We start from the raw sequence: 24,857 nt of genomic DNA on the forward strand, positions 1-24,857 counted from the left end.
GTTACAGGATCCGGTTTTGGTGTTGAGGTTAGCTATATGAGTGAAAAGAAGATCAATTTATTAGACCTTGATCGTAAGGCGATGCGCGCATTATTTGCGGACATGGGAGAGAAACCCTTTCGTGCCGATCAGCTCATGAAATGGCTATATCATTTCGGTGTCAGTGACTTCGAAGAGATGACCAACATCAACAAAGTGTTACGTCAAAAATTGGCGGCACGCTGCGAGATCGTTGCGCCAGAAATTTCGAGTTTCCAAAAATCGACCGATGGGACGATTAAATTCGCGATCAACGTTGGCCAAGGCCAAGAAGTTGAAACGGTTTATATTCCTGAGGATGACCGCGCGACCTTGTGTGTCTCATCCCAAGTGGGTTGTGCCCTCGAATGTACTTTCTGCTCAACGGGTCAGCAAGGGTTTAACCGTAACTTAACGGTTTCTGAAATCGTCGGCCAAATTTGGCGTGTATCGCACTTTTTAGGTTTTGCTAAAGACACGGGCGAGCGTCCTATCACTAACGTCGTGATGATGGGTATGGGCGAGCCATTGCTCAACCTAGCTAATGTGATCCCTGCGATGGACATCATGCTCGATGATTTTGGTTTTAGCTTGTCAAAACGCCGCGTGACCTTATCAACATCAGGCGTAGTGCCAGCGTTAGATAAACTGGGCGATGCCATCGATGTGGCACTTGCCGTCAGTATCCATGCGCCAAATGATGAGCTGCGTGACATTCTGGTCCCAATCAATAAAAAATATCCGCTGGATGAGTTTTTAGCGGGTATTCGTCGTTATATCGCTAAATCTAATGCAAACCGTGGCCGCGTGACGGTTGAATACGTGATGCTAGATCACATCAACGACAGCACAGATCAAGCCCATGAGTTAGCTAAGTTGATGAAAGATACACCTTGTAAGGTAAATCTGATCCCATTTAACCCGTATCCTGGCTCGCCTTACGGCCGTTCGTCTAACTCACGTATCGACCGTTTTTCTAAGGTGCTAATGGAGTACGGTTTTACAGTGATCGTGCGTAAAACCCGTGGCGATGATATTGATGCTGCTTGTGGTCAGTTAGCTGGTGATATTCGCGATAGAACGAAACGTTTAGCAAAAAAACGCATGCAAGAAAACCAGATTTCAGTCACAATGAATTAACTCTTTGTTTGCACAGATTTATAGGCTTGCCCATGAAGCATGGATTGCCAAGGTTTTCGTTGATTTTAACCCTGTCATTATTGATGACAGGGTGCGTCACTGAGCGTACTTATACTGGGACAGATATTCCTGTTTCGGAACGAAAGTTAGACAAAGTCGCCGCCGCGCGCGAGCGTTTGCAGCTCGGCTTAACCTATTTAAATCGAGGTAACTCGGAACAAGCCAAATACAATCTTGATAAAGCATTAGAATATGCTCCAGAGCTCGAAGATGTGCATACTGCTTTGGCTTATTACTATCAAACCGTGGGCGATCTAGTACGTACCGAAGAGTCGTACATGAATGCCATTAGTACCAAGGACGCCTCTGGCGATTCCATGAATAATTTCGGGGTGTTTTTGTGTCAACAAAAGCAATACGACAAAGCTGAAAAAATGTTTTTGGCCGCAATCGAGATGCCTAAATATACGCGAACGGCCTCAAGCTACGAGAACTTAGGTCTCTGTAGCCGTGAAGCAGGACAAGCAGAAAAGGCACGACAGTATTTTCAGATGGCGTTAAAGTATGACCCGAGAAGATCGGTGTCATTGCTGGAGATGGCAGAGTTAGAAGTCGACCAAGGTGATTTTATTCAGGCGCGAAACCAATTAGCGCGATATCACCAAGTGGCTGAGCAAACTCCAGAAAGTTTAGCGCTCGGAATCAAAATAGAGCAGGCAGTGAATGATGATGCCGCTGTGAAGAGATTTGGTATTTTATTGCTTGCCAAATTCCCAGCATCACCTCAGGCCAAGCAATACAGAGTTAATTTGCATCAATGAAAGATCATGAAACCAATGCGCCAGTTGAGTCGGTAGCTCCGCAATCAGTCGCGCTAGATGTAACGCTTGGAACCTTATTAAAAGACGCCCGCGAAAAAATGGGCCTTAGCATTCAAGATGCGGCGGTTAAACTGCATCTACGTCCTCGCATTATTGAAGACATTGAAGCTGACAATTTTACCAATATAGCTTCATCCACTTATGTTCGTGGCTATGTGAAAAACTATGCTCGCATGGTCAGTGCCGATGCGGGCTTGATTGAAGCGTGTTTAGTGCGGCAAGTGCCGGTGGTGACTGAGCCAGCGATGCAAAGCTTTTCACGTAAGACGACTTACCAAGCTAGCGATACACGTTTAACTTGGCTGAGTATTTTTATCGTTATTGTGTTACTCGGCTCGTTAGTCGTCTGGTGGATGCAAAAAACGACCTTGTTAAGCACTATCGATGTGTCACAGCCTACGGCCGAAGAGGTCGCTGCGGTGAATCAAACGCTGCCCGGTGACGTGCTATTGACCGAAACTGATGCCAGCCAGCAATTGACTGAAATAGCGGCTAACGGCTCTATGTCAATCGATGGTCCGATTAAAGATACTGATGCCAGCACTATCGATGTGAGCACAGGGCCTACTGACAACAATTATCCTCAAACGACGGATACGAGCAATGAAGATGGTGGCTCAGCTATCGCGGCCACCACAGCGCCGCAAACGGCTGCTCCCGTAGCTCAACAAACTGTAGTTCAACAACCTGTAGCTCAACAGCCAGTTGCCACCGCAACGCCTTCACCTGCCTCAACATCGCCAGCCACCTCAGTCAACACTCTGGTCGCTGTTGCTGGACAATCAATTATTGATGTCCAGTTAACCGGTGATTGCTGGATAAACATTGTCGATGCTAAAGGCAAAGCCTTAGTCGATGGTGTGAAAGGCGCCGGCGCTGCAGTACAAGTGAGCGGTGTGCCACCGTTTAAAATTATTTTAGGGGCGCCCCATGTGGCGACCTTAAGCTTAGATGGTCAAATGGTTAGCTTAGCGGATTTCCCCAAGGGACGTGTCGCACGTTTAACCTTGCCGAGAGCCTAACGACCGCGTAATGATCTGCAGCACGTACCGAAATAGAGCGTATTAAGCATGTATAATGAAACTCCCATAAAAAGACGTCCTTCCACCCGCATCTATGTGGGTAATGTACCGATTGGTGATGGGGCGCCGATTGCCGTTCAGTCAATGACCAATACTAAGACCACAGACGTTGAAGCGACTATCGCTCAAATTCGTGCCTTGGAAAAAGTCGGTGCCGACATAGTACGTGTCTCAGTACCGACTATGGATGCGGCTGAAGCTTTTAAACTCATTAAGCAAGCGGTCAACGTGCCTTTAGTGGCCGACATCCATTTCGATTATCGCATTGCCTTAAAAGTTGCTGAGTATGGTGTCGATTGCTTGCGTATTAATCCGGGTAACATTGGCAATGAAGAGCGTATTCGCAGCGTGGTTGAATGCGCCCGTGACCACAATATTCCCATCCGTATTGGGGTGAATGGCGGTTCATTAGAGAAAGATCTGATGGACAAGTACAAAGAGCCCACGCCACAAGCATTGCTCGAATCAGCCATGCGCCATGTGGATATTCTTGATAGATTGAACTTCGACCAATTCAAGGTCAGCGTGAAAGCCTCCGACGTGTTTTTAGCGGTTGAATCCTATCGTTTATTGGCAAAGCAAATTCGTCAGCCGTTGCATTTGGGTATTACCGAAGCGGGCGGCGCACGCGCAGGTTCAGTTAAATCGGCAGTGGGTTTAGGCATGTTATTGGCTGAAGGTATCGGTGATACCCTGCGAATTTCCCTTGCCGCCGATCCCGTCGAAGAAATCAAAGTCGGTTTTGACATTTTAAAATCGCTGCGTATCCGTAGCCGCGGGATTAACTTCATCGCCTGCCCATCTTGCTCCCGTCAAGAGTTTGATGTGATAAGCACAGTCAATGAGTTAGAACGTCGCCTCGAAGACGTGACTACCGCCATGGATGTGTCTATTATCGGCTGCGTAGTGAACGGTCCTGGCGAAGCCTTAGTGTCGCATATCGGTTTAACCGGCGGACACAATAAGAGCGGATATTACGACGAGGGCGAACGTCAAAAAGAACGTTTTGATAACGACAACATTGTCGATTCCCTCGAAGCGAAAATTCGCGCTAAGGCCAGTCAAATGGCGAACCGGATTCAAATAAAAGACACAACTGAGTAATATGCATCTGCATTTGGGCATAGATTACGCCTAATGATTTTGAGCTAGGCCCCGAAACCGACGGGGTCGTTTTACGTTTTACGTTCAAAAGCCTATAATGCGTGACATTTTTTATTAATTTAGCTAAATCGGACGAGTCGATACAGTGGCAAAACAGATCCAAGCGATTCGCGGAATGAATGACATTCTGCCAACTCAAAGTCCTCTATGGCAAAAAGTGGAAGCGGTACTACGTTCGAGCGTCAGTGCTTACGGTTACAGCGAAATCCGCACTCCAATAGTGGAAAATACCGATCTCTTTAAACGCTCTATCGGTGAAGTGACTGATATTGTTGAAAAAGAAATGTATACCTTCGCAGATAATAACGGTGATAGCTTAACGCTGCGCCCAGAAGGTACGGCATCGACAGTGCGTGCGGGTAACGAAAACGGTCTGCTGTATAACCAAGAACAACGTCTTTGGTATATGGGTCCTATGTTCCGCCACGAGCGTCCACAAAAAGGCCGTTATCGCCAATTTAACCAATTTGGCGTGGAAGTCTATGGCATAGGCACGGCGGATATTGATGCTGAAGTCTTGATGCTATCAGCCCGCCTGTGGGAAAAACTCGGTATTAGCGATCACGTATCGTTAGAGCTGAACACCTTAGGCGATCCTGCTGAGCGCGCGGTTTACCGTGATGCCTTGATTGCGTTTTTAGAGCAGCATAAAGATGCGCTCGATGAAGACAGCAAGCGTCGCATGTACAGCAATCCGCTGCGAGTATTGGATTCAAAAGACCAAAATGTCCAAGCTATTTTGGCTGGTGCACCTGAGTTGATGGATTTCCTCGGTGAAGAATCGAAGACACATTTTTCACAATTGCGTGAACTACTTGACGCAGTGGGTATCAAATACACCATTAATCCGCGCCTTGTTCGTGGTTTAGATTATTACAATCGCACTGTATTTGAATGGGTTACATCGAGTTTAGGCTCGCAAGGTACAGTACTTGCGGGTGGTCGCTACGATGGCTTAGTTGCCCAATTAGGCGGTAAAGATACCCCAGCGGTGGGTTTCGCTATGGGCTTAGAGCGCATTGTCTTGCTGCTTGAAACCTTAGAGCTGAACAAAGATATTCCGTCAGAAGTGGATGTGTATGTCACTGTCATGGGCGATAGCTGTCTGGTTGAAGCGATTAAAATTGCGCAGGAATTACGCAGCGCGCTGCCAAACCTTAAAGTGATGAGTCACTGCGGTGGCGGCAACGTGAAGAAACAAATGAAACGTGCCGACAAAAGCGGTGCGAGTGTGGCGTTACTGATAGGCGAAGATGAACTTGCCGAAGGTATGGTGACGGTTAAACATTTACGCAATGACATCGAACAACAACGGGTAGCTCGAAGTGCCTTAGGCGCATTTTTAGCTGAACTGGCCATTAAGTAATAGATCATATAAGGGGACGTGCGCGTGGAAATTTATAGCACAGAAGAACAACAAGTTGATGCTATCAAGCAGTTCTGGAAAGATTACGGAAATTCAATTTTAATCGGTGCCGTCGTCGGTTTAGGCGGCCTGTATGCGTGGAATTATTATTCTGACGTTAAAGTGGCCCAAGCGGAAGAAGCCTCAAAAGCCTTCCACGAGTTGACCACTAAATCAAGCGACGAAGCTGCAATGCTTGCGGGCGTCGCCGAGTTTTCTAAAAGTCATGATCAAAAGGGCTATCAGGCGTTGTTAGAACTGATCGTGGCTAAAACGGCGGTAGAAGCCAAGGATTACCCTAAAGCAATCGAAGCCTTGAACAAGGTTATCGCGGCTAAGCCAGGTGCTGGTTTAGATGTGATTGCAACTTTACGTGTAGCCCGAATCCAAGCCGAACAAGGTCAAATTGACGCCGCTCTGGCGACCTTAGATCAAGTCACAGATAAAGCCTTCTTCGCCCAGCGCGATGAATTAAAAGGTGATTTCTTAGTACGTCAAGGTGAAGTTGAGAAAGCGAAAACAGCTTATCAAGCTGCCATGGACAATGGTGGTGTGGTGACAAGCCCAGCGCTTAAAATCAAACTTGATAGCCTAAATCAGGCATAAGGGATCCCTTGATGAAGTCTTGGTGCAAAAACCTGCTAGCCGCCGGATTAAGTCTGGCCATGTTATCCGCCTGTTCGTCGAGCGATGTTGAAGACGAGCCTGTCAGTGAGTTAACTGCCATTCAGGCGACAGTGTTCCCTGAAGTAAGTTGGAGCGCCTCTGTCGGTGATGGTGTGGGTGATTATTATTCTCGCCTCGCTCCCGCAGTCCGTTATGGAAAAATCTTTGCTGCCGATCGTTATGGCGAAGTCACCGCGTTTGATGAAGCGACTGGCGAGCGCGTTTGGACTAAAGATTTCAGCGAAGAATTTCGTGATAACGCGTTAGCAAAAAACAAAGGTGCGCGTATTGCCGCCGGCGTGACTGCTGCGCGTAATAAAGTCTTTTTAGGTGGTGAAAGCGGCCTGTTAGCTGCGCTGAACGCCGAAGATGGCCAAGTGTTATGGCATGTGATTGCGGGCGGAGAATTATTATCAGCACCAACGGTTGCCGATGACGTCGTGGTTGTCAGCACCAGCTCAGGTTCACTCGAAGCCTTTAACGTCGATACTGGCGCTAAGTTATGGGTGTATGAAATGCAATTGCCGAATCTGACCCTGCGCGGTACAGGTTCTGCAGCTTATGAAGCGGGCGGTTTCTTCATCGGTACTGCCGATGGCAAAGTGGCTGTTGTGATTAAAAACAATGGTCAAGCTGCATGGGAACAGGCAATTTACAATCCAACGGGCGGTAATGAGTTTACGCGTATGGCCGACGTGGATATGACGCCGCTGATCCTTGGCGACAACTTATATGCGGTGAGCTACAACGGTAACTTAGTGTCGATGGAACTGCGCACGGGTCGAGTTGTGTGGACACGTAAGTATTCTAGCTTTAACGAGTTAGCATCAGCGGGCTTAAGTTTGTTCGTCGTTGACGATCACAGCCGTATCTACTCAGTTGATAAACGTAACGGTCTAGAACTGTGGAGCAACTCAGAGTTAGCTAACCGCACTCTGACGTCACCAGCTGTGTATAAAGACTATTTAGTTGTGGGTGATTTCGAAGGTTATTTACACTTCATCGATCGCAGTACAGGGACGATTGTGGGTCGTGTCCAAGTGGACAGCTCTGGATTATACAGCCAGCCATTAGTGGTTGACGATAAAATCTATGTTCAAGGTCGCAGTGGAAAGTTAGCTGTTGTAACACTTCCATAGTTAAAAGTGTTATCCTTGTAGAGCCCCTGGAAGTGTGTTCCGGGGGCTTTTTATTGAAAAGTTTTTTAGAGGCAAAATCATGATCCCTGTAGTGGCCCTTGTTGGTCGGCCGAACGTCGGTAAATCCACCCTATTTAATCGCCTTACGCGCACGCGTGATGCGCTGGTTGCTGACTTTCCTGGCCTAACACGTGACCGTAAATATGGTCGAGCATTCTTATCCGGCTATGAGTTCATTGTGGTCGATACCGGCGGTATCGATGGCACTGAAGAAGGGATCGAGACGAAAATGGCTGAGCAATCCCTTGCCGCCATTGAAGAAGCCGATGTTGTTCTATTTATGACCGATGCGCGCGCGGGTTTAACCGCTGCGGATCTGTCGATTGCACAGCACTTACGTAGCCGTGAAAAAACCACTTTCGTGGTTGCGAACAAAGTAGACGGTATCGATGCCGATTCGGCCTGTGCTGAGTTTTGGTCTTTAGGTCTAGGTGAAGTTTACCAAATGGCGGCGTCTCAAGGACGCGGCGTGACCAACATGATTGAATACGCGCTGACTCCTTATGCCGAAGCGATGGGCATTGTGCGTCAAGGCGAAGACGAAGTTACTGAAGAGCGTGAATATACCGAAGAAGAAGCGGAAGCTGAGCAAAAGCGTCTGCAAGATTTGCCTATCAAGCTGGCGATCATCGGTAAACCTAACGTCGGTAAGTCAACCCTGACTAACCGTATTCTAGGTGAAGAGCGCGTTGTGGTATTTGATGAACCCGGCACGACCCGTGACAGTATTTACATTCCAATGGAACGTGAAGGTCGCGAGTACGTGATTATTGATACCGCGGGTGTTCGTCGTCGCAGTAAAGTACATCAAGTCATTGAGAAATTCTCAGTGATCAAAACCTTGAAAGCGGTTGAAGATGCTAACGTGGTGTTACTTATCATCGATGCCCGTGAAGGTATCGCCGAGCAAGATTTAGGTCTGTTAGGTTTCGCACTCAATGCGGGTCGCGCTTTAGTTATTGCCGTCAACAAGTGGGATGGTATCGACCAAGGTATTAAAGATCGCGTTAAGAGCGAGCTTGACCGTCGTCTTGGTTTTATCGACTTTGCCCGTATTCACTTTATTTCGGCGCTGCACGGTACCGGTGTTGGCCATTTATTTGAATCGATTGAAGAAGCCTACGACAGTGCTACGCGCCGCGTCAGTACTTCTATGCTGACACGTATCATGCAAATGTCGCAGGACGATCACCAGCCGCCATTAGTGAATGGTCGCCGAGTGAAGCTTAAATACGCTCACGCCGGTGGTTATAATCCGCCAATCGTGGTCATTCACGGTAACCAAGTGAGTAGACTGCCAGACTCGTATAAGCGCTACATGATGAACTACTTCCGTCGTTCATTGAAAGTGGTGGGCACACCAATCCAGCTACGTTTCCAAGAGGGTGATAACCCATTTGAAAACAAGACTGAGAAGTTGACTATGAGCCAAGAGCGTCGCCGCAAGCGCGCACAAAGCCATATCAAAGACAGAAAAACCAAATAGTGTTTTTTACCAGACACATTTGAAACAAAAGGAACCTTAGGGTTCCTTTTGTGTTTTAAGACTATTTCAGCCTTACTTAAACTATGCCAGCCTTGGTTAGATTATTTCTGCGTCATATAGATTTATTCGAGCGGCTTGATCTGAGTGACGGTTGATATTACTTGTCCATGGCGCAAGCGGGTTTGCAGGCTATCACCGATTGTCAGTTTATCCGTGGAGTCGACCACTTGATTGTGGATGTCAGTGGTGATGCTGTAACCACGGCTCAAGGTAGCAAGCGGACTGACGGTTTCGAGTTGATGGGCCGCGTATTTTATCCGTTGCTCACTTTGGCTCAGTTTGTCCTGTAATGCATCCTGTAAGCGACTCGCAAGATAACTTAGGCGGTTACCCTCAATGGTGAGCTTATGCTTGGGAGATTGCTGTTCAAGGCGACTTGCGAGCAACTGCTGACGGCGGCTGAGTATGTGCAAGCGATTCGACAGCGCCGACTCCAGTCTTAATTGCATCTCATCGAATCTTTGCTCGAACTGTTGCAAGGTGCGTTTGGGATCTTGGCGCTGTAGTCTGTGCTCAAGCAAACTGAGCCGTCTTTCTTGCTTAAGTTGATAATGTTTCGCACTTTGTTGCAGGCGCGATAAGGCTGTTGCGAGTTTTTGCGCCTTATTGTCGCTATCTTGGGATAACAACTCGGCACCTGCAGACGGTGTTGGGGCGCGAATATCAGCAACGTAATCACTGATGGTGGTGTCGACTTCGTGGCCGACGGCGCTGACTACGGGCAGGGCGCTGTTATAAATTGTGTGGGCGAGGGCTTCGCTGTTAAAACACCACAAATCTTCAAGCGAACCGCCGCCACGGGTAAGCAGTAATACGTCGACCTCTAAACGCTGGTTGGCGATATTGATTGCCTGACAAATACTCTGCGCTGCAGTTTCGCCTTGAACTTGAGTCGGATAGATAATGACTTCAATTGAAGGGTCGCGCCTTGCGAGTACGTGTAGAACATCGCGAATCGCTGCGCCGGTTGGCGAAGTAATAACGCCAATACGTTGGATATTTTTCGGCAATGGTCTTTTGGTGTCGGCGGCGAATAATCCATCGGCGGCGAGCTTCATTTTGAGCGCATCGAACTGCTGGGCGAGTAATCCATCCCCTGCGGGCAGCATGGAGTCAATTAATAATTGATAGTCGCCTCTGGGTTCATACACGCTGATCGCGCCTTTGACTAACACTTGCTGACCATTGATGGGCTTAAAGCTGACCGTTTGGTTACGGCCTTTAAACATGGCGCAACGGATCTGGGAAGAGTGGTCTTTTAAGGTGAGATACCAATGACCTGAGCTGGGGGAGGAAAAGTTGGATATTTCGCCATTGAGCCAAATTTTACCCAGTTGTCCCTCGAGAATTTGTCTGACTTCACCATTGAGCCGCGAGACAGTATAAATATTGTTTTTGGTGCCTTGCATCGAATTACTCAATTAAATGGGGATATTTGCTATTTTCCATTTACCAGTGCCGATATGCAAGGTATAATCCCGCCGCAATATTTCACCTCTAAATCCTACTCAACTGGGGAGATGTTGCATATGCTACGTTTAATTAAAGAAGCGCTTACTTTTGACGATGTGTTGCTTGTTCCTGCGCATTCGACTGTACTCCCAAATACCGCCATTCTTAAAACTCGCCTGACCAATACCATAGAATTGAATATCCCACTTGTGTCTGCCGCTATGGACACAGTTACCGAAGCTCGTCTTGCGATCGCTATGGCGCAGGAAGGCGGCTTAGGCTTTATTCATAAAAACATGAGCATTGAAAAACAAGCCGAAGAAGTTCGTAAAGTAAAAATTTACGAAGCGGGCGTGGTTCAACAACCTGTAACTGTGACACCATCAACGACCTTAGCCGATCTGAAAGTGTTAACACTGAAGAATGGTTTTGCGGGTTATCCCGTGGTTAACGAAGCAAACGAGCTGGTCGGTATCATTACTGGCCGTGACGTACGTTTCGTGACGGATTGGAGCAAAACGGTAGAGGAAGTGATGACGCCTAAAGCGCGTTTAGTCACAGTTGCCGAAGGCACTAAATTAGATGAAGTGCAAAAGTTGATGCACTCACACCGTATCGAAAAAGTGCTTGTGGTTGATGATAACTATAAGCTGAAAGGCCTCATCACAGTTAAAGACTTCGAGAAAGCCGAACGTAAACCTAACGCCTGTAAAGATGAGTTAGGCCGTTTACGTGTTGGCGCTGCAGTTGGTGCGGGCGCAGGTAACGAAGAGCGAGTTGACGCACTCGTTAAAGCTGGCGTTGACGTATTACTTATCGATTCTTCCCACGGACATTCAGAAGGCGTTTTACAGCGCATTCGTGAAACTCGCGCAAAACATCCTGATTTGCAAATTATCGGCGGTAACGTTGCCACGGCTGAAGGCGCATTAGCGCTGGTCGAAGCGGGCGTTAACGCAGTTAAAGTGGGCATTGGCCCTGGTTCTATCTGTACGACTCGTATCGTAACTGGTGTTGGCGTGCCACAAATCACAGCCGTTTCAGATGCTGCCGCAGCCATGAAGAGCCTAGGTATTCCTGTTATTGCCGATGGTGGTATTCGTTTCTCTGGTGACTTAGCCAAAGCATTAGCCGCGGGTGCATCTTGCATCATGGCGGGCTCAATGTTTGCGGGAACTGAGGAAGCGCCAGGCGAAACTGAACTTTATCAAGGCCGTGCATACAAGTCATATCGCGGCATGGGTTCTTTAGGCGCTATGTCTCAAGGATCTTCTGACCGTTATTTCCAATCCGATAATGCTGCCGATAAGTTAGTCCCAGAAGGTGTTGAAGCGCGCGTGCCTTACAAAGGCAAGTTGAAGGAAATCATCCATCAACATATGGGCGGTCTGCGTTCATGCATGGGCTTAACGGGTTGTGCCACCATTCTAGAACTGAATGAAAAAGCCCAATTTGTGAAAGTGACTTCAGCAGGCATGGGCGAGTCCCATGTGCACGATGTTACTATCACTAAAGAAGCACCGAACTACCGTTCAGGTTCTTAATCGTTTGATAAGAGGGGGCGGCAATAAGCCGCCCCTTTGTAAAGCGTGTGATCCAATACTCAAGGCTGGCTCTCGCCGCGTTGAGCAATGTTAAAACAATAGATGAGATAAAGGTTACCCATGAGCGATATTCATGAGCACAAGATACTGATCCTCGATTTTGGATCTCAGTACACTCAACTGATTGCCCGTCGTATCCGTGAAATCGGTGTGTACTGTGAATTATGGGCTTGGGACGTAACAGAAGCCCAAATCCGCGAATTTGCCCCGAACGGTATTATTCTTGCTGGCGGACCTGAAAGTGTAACGGCTGAAAACTCGCCGCGTGCGCCTGAATACGTATTTACTGCGGGTGTGCCTGTACTGGGCATTTGCTACGGCATGCAAACCATGTCTGAGCAGCTGGGTGGTAAAGTGATCCAAGGTGTGGGCGAAGGTGAATTCGGCTACGCTCAAATTGAAATGCTAACAGATTCCTTGCTATTCAAAGGCATCGAAGATGCGGTTAGCAGCGAAGGTAAACCCTTACTCGACGTATGGATGAGCCACGGCGATAAAGTGTCGGCCATTCCTGAAGGGTTTGTGGCGGTCGCTAAAACGGATACTTGTCCCTTTGCCGCTATGGCAAACGAAGAGAAGCAATTCTTCGGCGTACAGTTCCACCCAGAAGTGACCCACACTCGCCAAGGCATGCGGATGTTATCGCACTTTACCTTAGACATTTGTGGTTGTGCGGCTAACTGGAAACCTTCCTCTATCATCGAAGATGCGATTGAGCGCTTGAAGAAGCAAATCGGCGATGATGAAGTGATTTTAGGGCTTTCGGGCGGTGTCGATTCTTCGGTTGTGGCTATGTTGCTGCACCGCGCTATCGGCAAAAAACTGACCTGCGTATTCGTTGATAACGGTTTATTGCGTTTGAACGAAGCCGAGCAAGTGATGGAAATGTTTGGCGATCATTTCGGCCTGAATATCATTCATGTTGATGCGGAAAATCGCTTCCTCGATGCGATGAAAGGCGAAGCCGATCCAGAAGCTAAGCGTAAGATCATCGGCCGCGTATTCGTGGAAATTTTCGATGAAGAATCGAAAAAATGCGCTAATGCAAAATGGCTAGCGCAAGGCACGATTTATCCTGACGTGATTGAATCTGCTGGCAGCGCCACAGGTAAAGCACATGTGATCAAGTCGCACCATAACGTTGGCGGTTTGCCTGACGATATGGAACTGGGTTTAGTTGAGCCACTGCGCGAACTGTTCAAAGATGAAGTGCGCAAAATTGGTTTAGAGTTAGGTCTGCCATACAACATGCTTTATCGTCACCCGTTCCCAGGACCAGGTCTTGGTGTGCGTGTTTTAGGTGAAGTGAAGAAAGAATACTGTGACTTATTGCGCCGCGCCGATGCTATCTTCATCGAAGAACTGCATAAAGCTGACCTGTACAATAAAGTCAGCCAAGCCTTTACCGTGTTCTTACCTGTACGCTCAGTCGGTGTTATGGGTGATGGCCGTAAATATGATTGGGTTGTGTCACTTCGCGCTGTTGAAACCGTTGATTTTATGACTGCCCATTGGGCACATTTGCCGTATGATTTCTTAGGTCGCGTATCAAACCGCATCATCAACGAAGTCGATGGCATTTCCCGCGTGGTTTACGATATCTCTGGCAAGCCGCCAGCGACGATCGAATGGGAATAAGTTAATTATTTGAATTAACGATTAAAAGGCGCCTAGTGCGCCTTTTTTGTTGTTTGATAGATTAATTTAAGTTGAATGACTCAAACGTGAAATATCTGTGTTTGACTGATATAATCCGGCATTATTTTTTGGCTAATCGGTAGAGGGCATGAGTGGATCAAACGCAGCAAAATGAACAATCGCAGCAAGACGAGCAATGGATGCAAGTCGCGATGCTGATGGCCGAGAAAGCCGAAGCTGAGGGCGAAGTGCCTGTGGGGGCGGTATTGGTCAAAGACGGCCAGCAAATTGCGACCGGTTACAATTTATCCATTAGTCAGCACGATCCTAGCGCCCATGCGGAAATTTTATGTTTACGGGAAGCGGGGCGTTTGGTCGAAAACTATCGCCTGTTAGACGCGACTTTATATGTCACGCTTGAACCTTGTGCTATGTGTGCAGGTGCCATGGTGCACAGCCGGATCGCGCGGGTGGTTTTTGGTGCTCGGGATGAAAAAACCGGTGCAGCGGGGACTGTAGTGAATTTACTGCAACACCCGGCATTTAATCATCAAGTTGAAGTGACATCGGGTGTATTGGCCGACGCCTGTAGCGCGCAATTGAGTCGTTTTTTTAAACGGCGTAGAAAGGAGAAAAAAGCCCTGAAACAGGCTCAAAAGGCGCAGCAAGCGATTGAGTAAACAGCGGTAAAAGCGACAGGATTAATCCTGAGACTGAATAAAAGTAAAGAACAGTTTCTGACGATTCAAAATACGACGATGGCGAACTTTGAGTAAAGTACGACGACGCGCGACAGTATTGCTGATGGTTTTTCTTCTCATATTGACCCCATTCATTGTTATTATCGATGCCCTGCAGAGATGTATCGCAGGTCATAACCCCAAGACAGTAGCAGTTGCACTTGAGTGCAGCAATAGCACTGGTCAGATAAGCTGAACTAAGTGATGTTTTAATCGTAAACCTGAGTTGGATCCAGCCCAGTTAAGCCAGCTTGGATCTAGTTTTGACTCTAGCTCTAGCTTCTAAACCTAAGCTCACTGAGATCACTGAGCTTAGATCTAGAAGCTGGTTCTATTCATCATTGTCTAGAAACCTAGCTCTAACGCTTGGCTCAGGCAATGCAGATTACTTAGGTTGTTCTGGGCTTAATGTTCCAGCGGGAATGGCGGGTTCTTCCGACGCAAGATCGCTCGGTTCTTCTTCGGGGTTTTGCTGTTTCGACTGATTATCCACCCAGACTAATGTGTCGTAGTAGCGGCGAATACTGTCGACGTAATGGACGGCTTCACTGCCACGGGCATAGCCGTAGCGGGTTTTTTGATAGTACTTACGTTTTTGCAGCAGTGGCAGCACTTTCTTTAAATCTCGCCACGCATTTGGATTTAATTCCATCGATTCGGCCAGCTTTCGCGCATCTTCAACATGGGCATACCCTATGTTGTAGGACGCCAGTGCAAACCACATGCGTTGACTCTCGGGAATGGATTCCGGCAGACGATTGATCATATCGTTCAAATAAGCCGCGCCGCCGCGGATGCTTTCTTCCGCATCCAAACGGTTGGTGATGCCAATTTCTTTTGCTGTAGGTTGAGTCAACATCATCATGCCGCGTACCCCCGTTGCCGATCGGGCATGGGGATTCCAATGAGACTCTTGATAGCTAGTCGCCGCAAGCTTACGCCAATCTAAATTGCCCGCATGGGTTTCAAATAACTGACGATAGCGGGGCAAGACGGTTTCGATGGCGCGAATAAATGCCCGAGTATCGACATAATCGAAGCGTTTCACATGACCAAAGTATTTCTCGTTGAGATGATCGAGCGTGCCGGCCAGTTTTTCTTGGTGCCAAAAGGCCAGTAACTGACTCATGAGTTCATCACTGCGGGTCGGCGGCAATAGCCAGACCACATCGAGCTTTTCTTCAAGTACGGGGCCTGAACGCAGATCGGGCAAGTAGCGGCGGTTGATTTGTACGCTGCTGGAGTCGGCGATAGTGTAGTCAATTTCTTTATTCGCGATCATGGCCAGCAATTCTTCACTGTCTTTGTCGGTAATTTGATCCCACACCAGCGTCGGATAATGCTTTTGCAATTGAGTTAATGTCTCGACAAAGGAAGAGTCAGCGATGACAGTGATCTTACCTTTTAAGTCGCTGATGTCTTTGGGCGCTGGCATGCCTTCGCGATACACCAATACTTGATTAACGCGGTACAGCGGCGGTCCTAGGCGGAACTGTTCTCGCCTTGCGGGTGTTTCTGTCATGCCCGCAGCAATCAGGTCGATTTCATTCTTTTTAAGGGCTTCGTACAGCTCGGTGCGGTTAGTGTAGGGCACCATTTTTAAGGGCACATCTAAGTATTCGGCGAACAGTACCGCCATATCGTAATCGAAACCGCTATCACCTTGGCCCGATGTCATATAAATCTGTGGGCCGTAAAGTGTGCCGACTCTTAACTCAGTTAATTTCTTCGGCACGAATTCTGTTTCGTCCACGGTCACCTGCTGACAGGCAGTCAGTAAGAAACCTAAGATAAGAGCGAACAGGAATCGTGTCATTAAATGTGCTTATAGTAAATAAAATCAATATTATAGATAGCGAGTTAACAGTGGGGCATGCGTGGTGAACTGGCCGACATTGGTGGGATTATATCCGTTTGTCTGCGATAACGTAAAAAAATCATTCGTGGGGGAAAATGGCGACTTAAAATGGTCGCGTTTTTTATATCACAGGAAACACTGTTTTGCGTAAGGTCACAGGTGATTTGTGGCAGACATTTCCTTATAATAGCGCCACCTCTGACCCCTGCAATAATAAATAATAAGGTGAATAGACGTGATGGAGATCATCCGCGGAGCCCCTGCACTCTCGACGTTTAGGGTGCAAAAGCTGATGGAGGCCTGCGAAAACGCTGCGCTTCCGGTACGCCAAATCTATGCTGAGTATGTCCATTTAGCGGATTTGAGCGAGTTGCTTGATACAAATGAACGCCAGCAACTTGAAAAAATTCTCACCTATGGACCTGCGATAGAAGCTCATATCCCCCAAGGTTCACTCCTGTTTGTCACTCCTCGCCCCGGTACTATTTCTCCTTGGTCTTCAAAAGCCACTGACATCGCGCACAATTGTGGCCTTGGTAAAGTGAAGCGTTTGGAGCGAGGCGTTGCGTATTATGTCGAGTCAGATGCACTGACAGTGGCGCAGCAACAAGCCTTAAATGTGCTGTTGCACGATCGCATGGTTGAAATCATGCTTGATGATTTTGCCAAAGCCGATGTGTTATTCAAACGCACTGAACCTGCGCCGTTTAAGAGCGTCAATATTCTTGCCGAAGGTCGCCGCGCACTTGAAGTGGCTAACACAGCATTGGGCCTTGCCTTAGCCGAAGATGAAATCGACTATTTAGTCGAAAACTTCGTCCGTTTAGGCCGTAATCCCCATGACATCGAATTGATGATGTTTGCTCAAGCGAACTCTGAGCATTGTCGTCATAAGATTTTTAACGCAGATTGGACAATTGACGGTGAAGTTCAGCCTAAGTCATTGTTCAAAATGATCAAGAACACCTTTGAAACCACACCAGATCACGTGTTATCTGCCTACAAAGATAACGCCGCTGTGATGGAAGGCTCGGTAGCCGGTCGTTTCTTCCCCGATCCAGATGGGGTGTACAACTACCACACTGAACCTATGCACATCCTGATGAAAGTGGAAACCCACAACCATCCAACCGCCATCAGCCCCTATCCTGGCGCTGCAACCGGTTCAGGTGGTGAAATCCGTGATGAAGGCGCGACGGGTCGTGGTTCTAAACCTAAAGCAGGTTTAACGGGCTTTAGCGTATCAAATTTAAAAATCCCGGGTTTTGTTCAACCATGGGAAGGTAACTACGGTAAGCCAGATCGTATCGTTAGCGCGCTCGATATCATGACCGAAGGCCCACTGGGCGGTGCGGCATTTAACAACGAGTTTGGTCGTCCTGCGCTGGTCGGTTATTTCCGTACCTACGAGCAGGAAGTCAGCAGCCATAACGGCGTAGAAGTCCGTGGTTACCATAAGCCGATTATGTTAGCCGGTGGTTTGGGCAACATTCGTGAAGAGCATGTACAGAAGGGCGAAATCACCGTCGGCGCTAAGCTGATTGTGCTGGGTGGCCCTGCGATGAACATTGGTTTGGGCGGCGGCGCTGCTTCATCTATGGCATCGGGTCAATCGAGTGAAGATCTCGACTTTGCTTCAGTGCAACGTGAAAACCCAGAAATGGAACGTCGTTGTCAGGAAGTGATTGACCGCTGTTGGCAGCTTGGCGATAAAAACCCTATCCAATTTATCCACGATGTGGGCGCGGGCGGTTTGTCGAACGCTTTCCCTGAACTTGTGAATGACGGCGAGCGCGGCGGTTTATTTAATCTGCGTAACGTGCCTTCAGATGAGCCAGGCATGAGCCCGCTGGAAATCTGGTGTAACGAATCACAAGAACGTTATGTGATGTCAGTTGCCCCTGAAAACCTCGAACTATTTACTGCCATTTGTGAGCGCGAGCGCGCACCGTTTGCGGTTGTGGGTGAAGCGACGGCGGAGAAACACCTGACCCTTAGCGACAGCCATTTCGATAATAATCCTATCGATTTACCGCTCGAAGTCTTATTAGGCAAAGCGCCTAAGATGAGCCGCGATGTGGTATCAGCCAAAGCGGTATCTCCAGCGCTAGCGCAAGATAATATTGATGTTAAAGAAGCGGTTAAACGCGTGCTGAGCTTGCCTACAGTTGCGGATAAAACCTTCCTTATCACCATTGGCGACCGCACTGTAACGGGTTTAGTTAACCGTGACCAAATGGTCGGTCCATGGCAAGTGCCTGTGGCCGATTGCGCTGTCACTGCGGCAAGCTTTGATACCTACGCCGGTGAAGCAATGTCACTGGGCGAGCGTACACCGCTGGCTCTGCTTGATTTTGGCGCATCTGCCCGTATGGCAGTGGCTGAATCAATCATGAACATCGCCGGTGCCGATATCGGTTCATTTAAGCGTATCAAGCTTTCTGCTAACTGGATGTCTGCTGCGGGTCACCCCGGTGAAGATGCGGGTCTTTATGAAGCGGTGAAAGCCGTAGGTGAAGAACTGTGTCCAGAGCTCAGCCTAACCATTCCGGTCGGTAAAGACTCTATGTCGATGAAGACCGCATGGCAGCAAGATGGCGCGGATAAAACCGTGACGTCGCCAATGTCATTGGTGATTACTGCTTTTGGCGTGGTACAAGACATTCGTAATACAGTGACGCCAGAGCTTCGCACAGATAAAGGCGAAACGTCTTTACTGTTAGTGGATCTCGGTGCGGGTAAAAATCGTTTAGGCGGTTCTTGTTTAGCCCAAGTGTTTGGTGAGCTGGGTGATATTGCGCCGGATCTTGATGATGCTGCACTGCTGCGCGGTTTCTTTGAAACCATGCAAAATCTAGTGGCTAAGAAATCCGTTATCGCTTACCACGACCGAAGCGACGGTGGTTTATTTACCACCTTAGTGGAAATGGCCTTTGCGGGTAATACTGGCTTAGACATAGATGTAGAAGATTTGCAGGGCACGGATTTAGAGCGACTCTTTAATGAAGAGCTCGGCGCTGTGCTGCAAGTAAGCCGCGACAACGCTGCGAAAATTGCCGCTCAGTTTGCAATCGCGGGCGTACCTTGCCACGTGATCGGGACGTTAGCTGACGATCAACGCATCACCATTAAAGATGGCGCGCGTGAAATTTTCAGTGATACCCGTGTTGCGCTGCGTACCTTGTGGTCAGAAACCACTTATCGTATGCAAGCCATGCGTGATAACCCAGCGTGTGCACTGGAAGAGTTCAAACTTAAGCAAGACGAAACCGATTTGGGCTTAACGGTTAACTTATGCTTCGATCCAAGCACTGACGTTGCCGCGCCTTATATTCTTAAAGGCGCTGCGCCTAAGATGGCGATTTTGCGTGAGCAGGGCGTTAACTCCCACGTGGAAATGGCCGCTGCCTTTGACCGTGCTGGATTTGAAAGCCGCGACGTGCACATGTCTGACATTTTATCTGGCCGTATCAGCCTAGAGGATTTCCAAGGTCTAGTGGCCTGTGGTGGTTTCTCTTATGGTGACGTATTAGGCGCAGGTGAAGGTTGGGCTAAGTCGATTCTGTTTAATGACCGTGCACGCGATGAGTTTTCACGTTTCTTTGAACGTGATTCAAGCTTTGCCCTCGGCGTGTGTAACGGCTGTCAAATGCTGTCAAACCTGAAAGAAATCATTCCAGGAAGCGAACATTGGCCACGTTTTGTGCGTAACCGCTCAGAGCGTTTTGAAGCGCGTTTCAGCTTAGTTGAAGTGCAACAGAGCCCGTCGTTATTCTTCCAAGGTATGGCTGGTTCGCGTATGCCTATCGCTGTATCGCACGGTGAAGGTTTGGCTGAGTTTGCCAGCCCTGAAGCGCTGGCGATTGCCGAAGCGTCAGGCACAATTGCCCTGCGTTTTGTCAATGGTAAGGGTGATATCGCGACTCAGTATCCACAAAATCCGAATGGCTCGCCAAATGGCTTGACGGGGATTTGTACGACTGATGGCCGCGTGACGTTGATGATGCCACACCCAGAACGTGTGTTCAGGACTGTAGCGAACTCTTGGCATCCGGATGTTTGGGGTGAAGATAGCCCTTGGATGCGTATGTTCCGTAATGCGCGAGTGACCTTAGGTTAAGCGAGTAAACTCAGCGGCTTTTACCAGTTTTGAAGGGTAAAAACGGGTTTAGTTAATCGTAAAAAAGGAGCGATAATTTCGCTCCTTTTTTTATATTTAAAATGCACTTTTATGAAATATCTTGCATTTCAAATCATTAACACTTGTTGCAAATAATCTAATGGACCAAAGTGATAAAACAGCATCTTTTTACGGTAAATACCTATTAATAGGTATGTTGCGTACTTGATACTGAGAGTGACGTTTTATGGGGTTCTAGAGTTGAAGGCAGATTTTGTGGCTTTAGAATAGAAAAAGCCCCCACTCTCAAGGAGAGGGGGGCTCGTTTTGCGCTAACAAAACTTCAAATTAATGCAATAAATTTCACGAGTAATTCGGGGAATTATTTCAGCTCATTAGCTGTATAAAGTTCAACAAAAACACGCTTGTAGCTGTTAACCACACGTTCAAATAATTTAGTCATATCGATATCTCCACACCAAAAGTTAATACCTATGTGCGCGAAGTTGGCATTGACTGGGCTACGACACCAGTTCTACCAAATTGTCTCCTTAACACAGGACATATATTAAACAACTCTGATAAGCTTCTCAAACGAGAAAAAATACAATTATTCATTATTAAAACTAATGAATTTTAATGCTGTTTTTATATCGCCATTTCAATATATGTATTTAACTGTTGATTTTAAAGGTTTTAAATTAATTTACGCTAAAAATATTTTTAAGTTTTTTTAGTTAATTTGTTGCAACATTATTTGTTTGTTAGTTTTTTGGTGGCTGGAGCTGATTTGTGGCGGCTAATCAATAAAAGTAGGGGTTTATATTAATTAACGCTTGCTCACTACTCCTGTTTTATGTAGTTGTCAATCCCTCTCAATGGGGAAGTGTGTGCCTCACCGCAAAACCCACCTAAACCACTGAGTTTGATTGATTTGCATCAAAGCGAGGTGGTATAAAATAGCCACAAATGAAAACGAATAAATATCTTAACTATCTGATATTTATATCGATGAGATCATTTGATTGATTGAGTGGTAAGGTGTCGGTCTCAGTTACTTGCGATAGTGTGACTCGCGTCTCAATATGCGACGGATATTGGTACTTTTTAGCCCTTGCTGCTTCGAACTAATGCAAAAGATTAAATTTAACGGTTTATACTGATGTTCAGATATAAACACAAAATGAAAACTCACTATCCTACAAAGGCACTTGCTGTGATTAACGCGGGTTTTATCATAGCAATTGGACGCACCAAGTAAGGAGTCACCGATGATTGTTGAAGAGGTTGTTGAGCTATCGCGGTTGCAGTTTGCGCTGACAGCCATGTATCACTTCCTGTTTGTTCCCTTGACGTTGGGGTTGGCATTTTTGCTGGCTATCATGGAATCACTGTATGTGATGACGGATAAACAAATTTATAAAGATATGACTAAGTTCTGGGGTAAGTTATTTGGTATTAACTTTGCCTTGGGGGTTACCACAGGTTTGGCAATGGAATTCCAGTTTGGTACTAACTGGTCTTACTATTCGCATTACGTAGGGGACATCTTTGGTGCGCCTCTGGCTATTGAAGGTTTAATGGCCTTCTTCCTCGAATCTACCTTCGTCGGTATGTTCTTCTTCGGTTGGGATCGTTTCACTAAACGTCAACATTTAGTGGTGACTTGGTTAGTGGCCTTTGGCTCTAACATGTCGGCATTGTGGATTTTAGTGGCAAACGGTTGGATGCAAAACCCTGTGGGGTCAGTGTTCAATTACGAAACCATGCGCATGGAAATGACCAGCTTCGCCGAAGTGGTGTTTAACCCTGTCGCGCAGGTGAAGTTTGTTCACACTGTGGCTTCGGGTTATGTCGCGGGTGCCATGTTTGTACTGGCAATCAGTGCTTATTACATCCTCAAGAAACGTGACTTACCTTTTGCCCGTCGCTCATTCGCGATTGCGGCAAGCTTTGGTATGGCGGCAATTCTATCGGTTATCGTGTTAGGTGATGAATCTGGCTATAAAGTCGGTGAAGCACAGCGTGTTAAGTTAGCGGCGATTGAAGCTGAATGGCACACTGAACCTGCTCCTGCGGCCTTTACTGCGGTTGGTTTCCCAAATCAAGAAACCATGCACACGGATTATGCGATCAAAATTCCTTATGCTATGGGTATTGTGGCAACACGCTCATTGGATGAAGAAGTCACGGGTATCCATGATTTGATTGCTGAGCATGAAGTGCGCATCCGTAACGGTATGAAAGCCTATGCCATGTTAGTGAAGCTGCGTGCGGGTGAAGAAACACCTGAACTGCGTGCGGCCTTCGAAGAAGCGAAAGTCGACTTAGGCTATGGTTTCTTGTTGAAACGCTACACAGACAAAGTGGTCGATGCCACTGAAGAGCAAATTAAAGCAGCGGCTAAAGATTCTATCCCGAACGTAGCACCGATTTTCTGGAGCTTCCGTGTGATGGTGGGTCTAGGCTTTATCATGTTGTTCGTATTTGCTGCGGCATTCTGGCAAAGCACACGTCATCAAATCGCTGAGAAAAAATGGGTACTTAAAGCTGCACTTTATAGCTTGCCATTACCTTGGATCGCGATTGAGTGTGGTTGGTTTGTGGCTGAGTATGGTCGTCAACCTTGGACGATTTCTGAGGTACTACCGACCTTTATGTCTGCATCAAGCTTAACGACTGGCGACTTATGGTTCAGTATCCTTTCTATCACCCTGTTCTACACTGTGCTGCTGGTGATTGAGATGTTCTTGATGTTTAAGTTTGCCCGCATTGGTCCGAGCAGTTTAAAAACTGGTCGTTATCATTTCGAGAACCTAGAAGCCTAAGCAGAGGATTTCATTATGTTTGATTATGAAATATTAAGAGTTATCTGGTGGGCTCTGATCGGCGTACTGTTCATCGGATTTGCGGTTACTGACGGTTTTGACATGGGTGTCGGTGCGTTACTGCCAATCATAGGTAAAGACGATACTGAACGCCGTATCATGGTCAACACTATTGCTCCCCATTGGGACGGCAACCAAGTGTGGTTAATCACAGCAGGTGGTGCGTTATTTGCCGCTTGGCCTATGGTGTATGCAGTGTCTTTCTCTGGCTTCTATGTCGCCATGATGTTAGTGCTGTTTGCCCTTTACATGCGTCCAGTCGGATTCGATTACCGTTCTAAAATTGAAAATCCAAAGTGGCGTAAGTCGTGGGACTGGGCCTTGTTTGCCGGCGGTTTTGTACCTCCACTGATCATAGGCGTAGCCTTTGGTAACTTGTTACAAGGCGTACCGTTTGAATTCGACGAGTTCCTACGTGCGACTTACCACGGTGGTCTATTCGGTCTGTTGAATCCTTTCGGTCTACTGGCAGGTCTTGTGAGCGTGAGCATGTTTATGATGCAAGGCGCTTCTTGGCTACAAATGAAGACTGATAGCGAGCTGCGAGTTCGTGCTGCGAAAGCCACGCAATTCTTCGCACTATTAGTGGCTGTGTTGTTTGCTGCGGCGGGCGTGTGGTTAGCCAATGGTATTGATGGTTATGTCGTGACATCAGTCCTTGACCATAATGCGGTGTCTAACCCAGCAATGAAAACAGTCGCGATTGAAGCGGGTGCTTGGCTTGCCAACTATGACAAATACCCCATCACTATGTTGTTCCCTTTCTTAGGTGTGCTATTGCCGCTGTTAGTGATTCTGGTGAGCCGCTTTAACCGTTCAGGTTTTGCGTTCCTATTCAGTTCGCTGACTGTCGCTATGGTTATTTTGACGTGCGGTGCAGCTATGTTCCCATTCGTCATGCCATCATCACTAGACCCTAACGTCAGTTTGACTATGTGGGATGCAACAGCCAGTAAAACTACCTTAGGGGTGATGACTGCTGCCGCTGCGATTTTCGTCCCTATAGTATTGAGCTACACTGTTTGGACTTATTTCAAAATGTTTGGCCGTATCGGTCGTAAACATATTGAAGATAACAAAGCCTCTCTCTATTAGGCATTAAGGAGCATCTGCTATGTGGTATTTTACGTGGATATTAGGGGTTTTGTTGGCCTGTTCTTTCGGGATTATCAATGCCCTGTGGCTTGAGAATACTGAGAACATGGACAGATCGGCTGATGATGCCGAGTAACGTCTAAACTCGATTTAAAAAGCCTCGCACTTGCGGGGTTTTTTATTGGGATTTATTTGCTGGATAAGGCAAGGTTTAACCTGTGTTGGGTTCATCTAAAAGCTATCCTCAATAATGGTCTCCTATCACTTTCTTAAATAATGCCTCAAAACTCCCGTGCCTCGCTCCCATAAAAATGCCACCCAGTGTGGGTGGCATTAGATACATAACTCATTAGACATTTGC

The 24,857-nt window shown here is 47.4% G+C and carries 17 protein-coding genes; 15 read left to right on the forward strand and 2 right to left on the reverse strand.

Features of this window, described 5'->3' with window-relative positions:
* The first annotated feature begins 36 nt into the window (after positions 1-36).
* The 8 genes from rlmN to der all read left to right on the forward strand — a co-directional run bounded on the left by rlmN (position 37) and on the right by der (position 9,041).
* Positions 37-1,158: a dual-specificity RNA methyltransferase RlmN gene (gene rlmN, locus DYH48_RS04955; RefSeq protein WP_006082485.1), complete on the forward strand. Its 1,122-nt coding sequence runs from the start codon at positions 37-39 to the stop codon at positions 1,156-1,158.
* Between the two features lie 32 nt (positions 1,159-1,190).
* A complete protein-coding gene (gene pilW / locus DYH48_RS04960) occupies positions 1,191-1,979 on the forward strand; it encodes a type IV pilus biogenesis/stability protein PilW (protein WP_006082484.1) in 789 nt (262 codons plus the stop codon).
* Positions 1,976-3,061 (forward strand): RodZ domain-containing protein, encoded by a 1,086-nt coding sequence (locus DYH48_RS04965; RefSeq protein WP_115334198.1) that lies wholly within the window; start codon positions 1,976-1,978, stop codon positions 3,059-3,061. The genes pilW and DYH48_RS04965 overlap by 4 nt, the downstream gene beginning before the upstream one ends.
* Positions 3,062-3,109: 48 nt before the next feature.
* The gene (ispG, locus tag DYH48_RS04970; RefSeq protein ID WP_006082482.1) at positions 3,110-4,225 is read left to right on the forward strand and encodes a flavodoxin-dependent (E)-4-hydroxy-3-methylbut-2-enyl-diphosphate synthase; all 1,116 of its coding nucleotides are present in this window, start codon (positions 3,110-3,112) and stop codon (positions 4,223-4,225) included.
* Between the two features lie 145 nt (positions 4,226-4,370).
* Complete coding sequence (hisS, locus tag DYH48_RS04975; RefSeq protein ID WP_115334199.1) at positions 4,371-5,651, forward strand: histidine--tRNA ligase; 1,281 nt, start codon at positions 4,371-4,373, stop codon at positions 5,649-5,651.
* 24 nt (positions 5,652-5,675) lie between these two features.
* A complete protein-coding gene (locus DYH48_RS04980; RefSeq protein WP_107402303.1) occupies positions 5,676-6,296 on the forward strand; it encodes a tetratricopeptide repeat protein in 621 nt (206 codons plus the stop codon).
* Between the two features lie 11 nt (positions 6,297-6,307).
* Complete coding sequence (bamB, locus tag DYH48_RS04985) at positions 6,308-7,495, forward strand: outer membrane protein assembly factor BamB (protein ID WP_006082479.1); 1,188 nt, start codon at positions 6,308-6,310, stop codon at positions 7,493-7,495.
* A gap of 79 nt (positions 7,496-7,574) precedes the next feature.
* A complete protein-coding gene (gene der, locus DYH48_RS04990; RefSeq protein ID WP_006082478.1) occupies positions 7,575-9,041 on the forward strand; it encodes a ribosome biogenesis GTPase Der in 1,467 nt (488 codons plus the stop codon).
* 122 nt (positions 9,042-9,163) lie between these two features.
* On the opposite strand, the gene xseA is transcribed toward der, so the two are convergent.
* Positions 9,164-10,510 (reverse strand): exodeoxyribonuclease VII large subunit, encoded by a 1,347-nt coding sequence (xseA, locus tag DYH48_RS04995; RefSeq protein ID WP_115334200.1) that lies wholly within the window; start codon positions 10,508-10,510, stop codon positions 9,164-9,166.
* Between the two features lie 120 nt (positions 10,511-10,630).
* Here xseA and guaB point away from each other — a divergent pair, with 120 nt between their 5' ends.
* From guaB to tadA, 3 genes are all read left to right on the forward strand, one after another.
* A complete protein-coding gene (gene guaB, locus DYH48_RS05000; protein ID WP_006085677.1) occupies positions 10,631-12,097 on the forward strand; it encodes an IMP dehydrogenase in 1,467 nt (488 codons plus the stop codon).
* Positions 12,098-12,217: 120 nt separating this feature from the next.
* Positions 12,218-13,795 (forward strand): glutamine-hydrolyzing GMP synthase, encoded by a 1,578-nt coding sequence (gene guaA, locus DYH48_RS05005; RefSeq protein WP_115334201.1) that lies wholly within the window; start codon positions 12,218-12,220, stop codon positions 13,793-13,795.
* Between the two features lie 152 nt (positions 13,796-13,947).
* Positions 13,948-14,475: a tRNA adenosine(34) deaminase TadA gene (tadA, locus tag DYH48_RS05010; RefSeq protein ID WP_012197403.1), complete on the forward strand. Its 528-nt coding sequence runs from the start codon at positions 13,948-13,950 to the stop codon at positions 14,473-14,475.
* Between the two features lie 445 nt (positions 14,476-14,920).
* On the opposite strand, the gene mltF is transcribed toward tadA, so the two are convergent.
* The gene (mltF, locus tag DYH48_RS05015; protein ID WP_006082473.1) at positions 14,921-16,351 is read right to left on the reverse strand and encodes a membrane-bound lytic murein transglycosylase MltF; all 1,431 of its coding nucleotides are present in this window, start codon (positions 16,349-16,351) and stop codon (positions 14,921-14,923) included.
* 280 nt (positions 16,352-16,631) lie between these two features.
* Between mltF and purL the strand changes: the two genes are divergently transcribed.
* The 4 genes from purL (at position 16,632) to cydX (ending at position 24,632) form a co-directional block, all read left to right on the forward strand.
* Positions 16,632-20,513, forward strand: coding sequence for a phosphoribosylformylglycinamidine synthase (gene purL, locus DYH48_RS05020; RefSeq protein WP_115334202.1), 3,882 nt, complete (start codon positions 16,632-16,634; stop codon positions 20,511-20,513).
* 1,271 nt (positions 20,514-21,784) lie between these two features.
* Complete coding sequence (locus DYH48_RS05025) at positions 21,785-23,341, forward strand: cytochrome ubiquinol oxidase subunit I (protein WP_115334203.1); 1,557 nt, start codon at positions 21,785-21,787, stop codon at positions 23,339-23,341.
* A gap of 15 nt (positions 23,342-23,356) precedes the next feature.
* Complete coding sequence (gene cydB / locus DYH48_RS05030; protein WP_106651105.1) at positions 23,357-24,496, forward strand: cytochrome d ubiquinol oxidase subunit II; 1,140 nt, start codon at positions 23,357-23,359, stop codon at positions 24,494-24,496.
* A 19-nt stretch (positions 24,497-24,515) separates the two neighbouring features.
* Positions 24,516-24,632, forward strand: coding sequence for a cytochrome bd-I oxidase subunit CydX (gene cydX, locus DYH48_RS05035; protein ID WP_006082469.1), 117 nt, complete (start codon positions 24,516-24,518; stop codon positions 24,630-24,632).
* Positions 24,633-24,857 lie beyond the last annotated feature (225 nt).

It is taken from the genome of Shewanella baltica (assembly GCF_900456975.1).
Classification (GTDB): domain Bacteria; phylum Pseudomonadota; class Gammaproteobacteria; order Enterobacterales; family Shewanellaceae; genus Shewanella; species Shewanella baltica.

Coding starts and splice junctions, on each gene's coding strand:
- purL (WP_115334202.1), top strand. CDS start 16,632: ATGGAGATCATCCGCGGAGCCCCTGCACTCTCGACGTTTAGGGTGCAA.
- bamB (WP_006082479.1), top strand. CDS start 6,308: ATGAAGTCTTGGTGCAAAAACCTGCTAGCCGCCGGATTAAGTCTGGCC.
- DYH48_RS04965 (WP_115334198.1), top strand. CDS start 1,976: ATGAAAGATCATGAAACCAATGCGCCAGTTGAGTCGGTAGCTCCGCAA.
- pilW (WP_006082484.1), top strand. CDS start 1,191: ATGAAGCATGGATTGCCAAGGTTTTCGTTGATTTTAACCCTGTCATTA.
- guaB (WP_006085677.1), top strand. CDS start 10,631: ATGCTACGTTTAATTAAAGAAGCGCTTACTTTTGACGATGTGTTGCTT.
- der (WP_006082478.1), top strand. CDS start 7,575: ATGATCCCTGTAGTGGCCCTTGTTGGTCGGCCGAACGTCGGTAAATCC.
- xseA (WP_115334200.1), bottom strand. CDS start 10,510: ATGCAAGGCACCAAAAACAATATTTATACTGTCTCGCGGCTCAATGGT.
- ispG (WP_006082482.1), top strand. CDS start 3,110: ATGTATAATGAAACTCCCATAAAAAGACGTCCTTCCACCCGCATCTAT.
- rlmN (WP_006082485.1), top strand. CDS start 37: ATGAGTGAAAAGAAGATCAATTTATTAGACCTTGATCGTAAGGCGATG.
- DYH48_RS05025 (WP_115334203.1), top strand. CDS start 21,785: ATGATTGTTGAAGAGGTTGTTGAGCTATCGCGGTTGCAGTTTGCGCTG.
- mltF (WP_006082473.1), bottom strand. CDS start 16,351: ATGACACGATTCCTGTTCGCTCTTATCTTAGGTTTCTTACTGACTGCC.
- cydX (WP_006082469.1), top strand. CDS start 24,516: ATGTGGTATTTTACGTGGATATTAGGGGTTTTGTTGGCCTGTTCTTTC.
- cydB (WP_106651105.1), top strand. CDS start 23,357: ATGTTTGATTATGAAATATTAAGAGTTATCTGGTGGGCTCTGATCGGC.
- guaA (WP_115334201.1), top strand. CDS start 12,218: ATGAGCGATATTCATGAGCACAAGATACTGATCCTCGATTTTGGATCT.